2 protein-coding genes are annotated in these 4,727 nt (G+C 60.8%); both read right to left on the minus strand.

The window, feature by feature from the left end; all coding sequences use genetic code 11:
- Positions 1-568: 568 nt before the first annotated feature.
- Positions 569-2,629 carry an NAD-dependent DNA ligase LigA gene (gene ligA, locus NW819_RS04765; protein WP_414413050.1) on the minus strand — a complete coding sequence of 687 codons (2,061 nt, stop codon included), beginning with the start codon at positions 2,627-2,629 and terminating at the stop codon, positions 569-571.
- Positions 2,630-2,661: 32 nt separating this feature from the next.
- Positions 2,662-4,727, minus strand: a 2,066-nt coding sequence (locus NW819_RS04770; RefSeq protein ID WP_414413051.1) for an ArsA family ATPase, incomplete at its 5' end; no start/stop codon positions are given.

Below are 4,727 nucleotides of genomic sequence, written 5' to 3' on the forward strand. Positions count from 1 at the left end.
TTTCAAACTGGATTGAGACACTTTCCAAGCGCTCCGTGCCGCTTCCGCGACCACCCACTCTTCAAAAGGGAGCTGGGAAGCAATGCAACGGAGGTGTTTCATTCTTGCTTCAAAGTGACCATAAGCTTCTCCAGCGCTCTGCGCTACCCGTGCAAACGCCACAGCCTCGGTTCTCCCCAAGTGTCTCACAAGGAGGAAAACTGGAAATGGAAGGGGTGAGCCGTTTCGCTGCTATCGGGAATGGTCATACATCCTTTGGACGGATTTATAGAAAAACCGCCCGACTTGACGCCGAGCGGAAGATGGTGTGAGGAGTGAACGGAAACATGCGTCTCCGCTGATCCCATCATAGTTGAACTTATCTGGCACTGGCAAAGGAATCCTTCAGTTAAGTTGGATACTTTTTGGAGGTGTGGCCGCGCCTTTTTGTAACCAAAAAGGGGAAGGAACTGTCCGTGTTTCGTTCGCTTCCCCCTATTGGCGTCCACTCCTCACTAGAGGTGAATCATAAACTATCCCTGCCGCTAAGACAACCCACCCTACCCAAGTTTTTCGGGGATCCACCCTGTCAAGGATGCAGATCACCGGATTCCACGGTGGGATCCAGCGCCAACAGCTCCGCTTCGGTCAGCAGGGGGATCCCCAGTTGTTGGGCTTGCTCCAGCTTAGAGCCGGGGTCAGAGCCCACCACCACGTAGTCGGTTTGGCGGCTGACGCTGGCGGTGACTTTGCCCCCCCGACTCTCAATCCAAGCCTTGGCCTGCTGGCGGGAGAGGGTGGGCAAGGTGCCGGTGATTACGAATTTTTTCCCGGCCAGGATCTGGGAGACGGCAGGGTTCTCCTGCTGAGGAAGAGCGGGGATCCCTAGCGCCTGCAACTCCTGCAGCAGCCGCCGGTGGGCGGGATCGGCAAACCAGGCCACCACCGCTTCCGCCACTTCCGCGCCTATCCCGTAGATCTGGGCGATGGTTTCTGCGCTGGCTTGGGCCAAAAGCTCAGGGGTGGGAAAATGGCCGGCCAAAATCTGGGCAGTGACCACCCCCACATGGGGGATCCCCAGCCCGTAGAGCACCCGTTCCCAGGGCTGTTGACGAGAGCGCTGAATGGCTTGCACCAGCTTTTGGCTGGAGCGGGATCCCATTCCCTCCAAACCCTGCAACTGCTCTGGGGTGAGGCGGTAGAGATCGGCTACGGTGCGCACTCCCAAGTTCTCCACCAATTGGGCTGCCCGCTTTTCCCCCAAGCCTTCGATATCCAAAGCATCGCGGCTGGCCCAGTGCTGCAATTGGCCCCGCAGCTTAGCCGGGCACTCAGGGTTGGGGCAGCGGGTCACGGCTTCGCCGGGGGGACGAACCAAGGGGGTGTGGCATTCCGGGCACTGGCTGGGCAGGCTGTAGGGAACGGCATCGGCAGGGCGCAATTCCTTCAGGATCCCGACCACCTCCGGGATGATCTCCCCGGCTTTGCGCACGATGGCAGTATCGCCGATGTGCACGTCCAGCTCCCGCAGGCGATCGGCATTGTGCAGGCTGGCGTGGCTGACAAGGGTGCCGGCCAGAGGAACCGGCTCCAACTCTGCCACCGGGGTGACGGCGCCGGTGCGGCCCACGCTGGCCACGATGGCGCGGATGCGAGTGGGAACCTCTTGAGCTGGGTATTTGAGGGCAATGGCCCAGCGGGGAAATTTTTGCGTAAAGCCGGCCTCCTCCTGCAGCCGCAAGGAGTTCAATTTCACCACCACCCCGTCGCTGGCGTAAGGGAGCTGGGCACCCCGCCACCGCTCGTAAAACTGGATCACTTCCCCCAAGCCCCGACAGACCTGGGAGAGGGGGTTGACCGGAAATCCCAATTCCTTGAGCTGCTGCAGACACTGCCACTGGGTTTGCGGGGGATCCCCGGCAGGCCATCCCTCCGGCCAGTGGAGGGCGTAGGCGAAGAAGCTGAGCTTGCGGGCGGCCACAACGCGGCTATCCAACTGCCGCAGGGTACCGGCAGCACAGTTGCGCGGGTTGGCAAAGGGGGGATCCCCAGCGGAACGACGCTCTTGGTTGATCCGTTCAAACTCGGCTAGGGCCAGATAGACTTCCCCCCGCACCTCCAAAACGGGAGGCGGATCTGCTGTCGCCAGCCGCAGGGGAATCGAACGAATGGCGCGCACGTTGGGGGTGATGTCCTCTCCGGCCTGTCCGTCCCCCCGAGTAGCACCCCGCTCCAAAAGACCCTCGATGTAGGTTAGGGCCAAGGCGGCGCCATCAATCTTCAGCTCACATACATATTCCAGCTCTCCCTCTGTCCTGCTGTCGGGAACAGGGGCACGGCCCAAAACTCGCAGCAGACGCTCTTGCCACTCCTCTAGCTCTTCTGGGTTGAAAGCGTTTTCCAAACTGTAGAGGGGGATGCGGTGGAAGACGGTGGGAAAATGCTCTGCAGGTTTTTCTCCCACCCGCTGAGTAGGGCTATCGGGGGTGACCAGTTCAGGGTAAGCCCGCTCCAGCTCTTGCAGCTCGCGGTAGAGGCGGTCGTAAACGCTGTCTTCCAGGATGGGAGCATCGTGGACATAGTAGGCAATGCTGGCCTTCTGCAGCAGGGTGCGCAGCTCGCGGGCGCGTTCTTCCAGATGGGGATCCATAACTCCTTGGGTGAGCAAGGTCTACCCCTAGGTTAGGGCTCCTGAGGAGCGAACAAGTAGGAGCCGATATTCTCCAAGCTGGGAGGATGTAGGAAGGGGATGGTCAAGATGGCCTGCTGGGAAAATGGCTGGGGGAGCTGGGCCAGAAGAGTCTGGTGACGACGGCGGAGGGCCTCTCCAAAGGGGGTAGAATCCTCCAACCACACCCGATTGAGAACGGCGTAGGGATGAGGGATCCCCAAAGCATCCAGTTCCGCCAAGAGACGCTCGGTTTCCGCCAGAACTGCTTGCTCGGGGTTAAAGACGGGGATAAAGGTAACAAACTGGGGATCCTGGAGCTGCTGCCGAAGCTGCCGCACCTGGGCCAAAAGCTCCCGCATCCGCTGCGCCCATTCCGACCTGCCCACCACATCCCGATATTTCAGCCACAGCTTCAGGGCCAAGCTCACCCAACCTTCCAGAGCCTGGGGCATCTGCAGAAACCGCAAGAGATGGCCTGTGGGAGCCGTGTCCAGCACCACCAGGTCGAACTGCCCGCTCGTCTCCTGTCGGAGAACACTCAACAGGGCCATCACCTCATCCAAGCCGGGTGGGGGCATCTGCAGCAGTTGCCGCCACGCCTGTGGGTCGTATTGGACTTCCACCCCTGCCGTCCCCTCCCCTGCCAAGATGGCCGCCACCTCCTCCAGATAATCCTGCCGGAATTGCTCCAGCACCGCCGCCGCATCGACCTCCTGCCCCAGCAGGTTGGGCAGCAGGGGGATGGGATCCTGACCCAGTTTCGTCTGAAACAGATCCCCCAGCGAGTGAGCCGGATCGATAGAGACCAGCAACAGCTGCTTGTCGGGATGGCGCTTGGCCAAGTTCCAAGCCAGGGCCCCGGCCACCGTCGTCTTGCCCACACCCCCTTTGCCCCCCACCAACACCAGTCGGATCCCTTGGGCCAAAAAATCCGGTAGGGACGGGATCCCCTTGAAGGAAGGGAAGAGGGTGGAGAAGAGAGACTTTCTCTTCTCTTGGCTCTCTGCTTTTTGCTCTGGGATCCCTTCCAACTCCAGCAGCACCTCTGGCAAGGGGCGAAGCTGCTGCACCAGCCCATCTAGGGCCGCTAACCCAATTGGCTCCTGCAGTTGATAGGGACAGATCCAGATAGGATATCCGGGCAGCTCCTCCTGTAGGGCTTTGAGCACACGCCGCTGTTCCTGTTGCCGCGCCGAGTAGAGGGAAGAGGGGAGAGCAGCGGGCAGCGAAGGTTGGCTGTTATTCTCTCTTGCAAGCAGCACCTGATTGACCAGAAGACCGCCGATGGGCACGCGGCGGTTTTGCAGTTGCTGACAAAAGCGGCGGGTTTCCGCCACGCTCAACTGCTCCGGGATCATCACCAGCCAAGCAGAAGTGCTCTCCGGAGTGGTCAAGCGGGCTTTGCCCCCCTCCAGTTCCCTCTGCAACTGGGCTAAAAATGCATCCGCCTCATCCGGTCGATAGGTGCCCGTCAGGGCTTGGGCGATCTCCCGATGCTTGGCCTGAAAGGTGGCAAACACGGCCAGCAGATTATCCAAAAAGTCGGGCAGCTCCAACAGCCGCAGGGTGTGCCCGGTGGGGGCCGTGTCCAAGATAACGGTATCCACCTCCTCCCCAGCCAGCAGCCGGTTGACCTCCAGAATCGCCATCAGCTCATCCACCCCCGGCCACGCCAAATCCCAGATCGGCAGCAGATCCTCTCGGCCAAACCAACTGCCCCGCTCGGCAATGAGCTCCAGGGCCGGCCCATAGGTTTGCCGAAAAGACCGCAGCAAAATCTCCGCCTGCAAAGCCCGCACCTGTAAATTGGGGCGATCCGGCAGGGGTTGGGCCACATCCGTAACCGAGATTTGCAGCACGTCCCCCAACGAGTGGGCGGGATCTGTGGACATCAGGAGCAGACGGCGCTGGGGATCCACCTGGGCCAGTTGGCGAGCCAGCGCGCAGGTCAAGGTTGTTTTGCCCACTCCTCCCTTGCCGCTGAACAGCAAGAGGCGTTGGGAAGCCAAGAGCAGAGGATGGCAGGAATGCTCCTCACTGTTAACGCGACTGAGTTGCAAAGGGATCCCCTCCCACA

Origin of the sequence: Synechococcus sp. R8-2, assembly GCF_047461715.1 — a bacterium.
Classification (GTDB): Bacteria; Cyanobacteriota; Cyanobacteriia; order Thermostichales; family Thermostichaceae; genus Thermostichus.

Coding starts and splice junctions, on each gene's coding strand:
- ligA (WP_414413050.1), bottom strand. CDS start 2,629: ATGGATCCCCATCTGGAAGAACGCGCCCGCGAGCTGCGCACCCTGCTG.